Below are 207 nucleotides of genomic sequence, written 5' to 3'. Positions count from 1 at the left end.
GGTCGATCGGCACGAGCGTGCCGTCCAGGATCAGGAACGCCTTGCGCCGAGCCTCGTTCATAGCCTGTCGGAGCGTCGGAGCGTCGGAGCGTCGGAGCGTCGGAGCGCCGGAGCGTCGGAGCGAGGACGGCCAGGACCTCGATCGCTGCGCGTATGTAGCGGTAGGCCGTGGCGGTGCCGATGCCGAACCCGGCTGCGAGTTGTGCG

1 pseudogene is annotated in these 207 nt (G+C 70.0%); it reads right to left on the bottom strand.

Annotated elements, in window-relative coordinates:
- A pseudogene (locus tag ADL08_RS35570) lies at window positions 1–207 on the bottom strand (hypothetical protein); the annotation flags it as partial.

Source organism: Streptomyces sp. NRRL F-6492 (genome assembly GCF_001280125.1).
Classification (GTDB): Bacteria; Actinomycetota; Actinomycetes; order Streptomycetales; family Streptomycetaceae; genus Streptomyces.
Note: the sequence above shows the minus strand (reverse complement) of the source record. Positions and strands in the feature narration are given on the sequence as shown.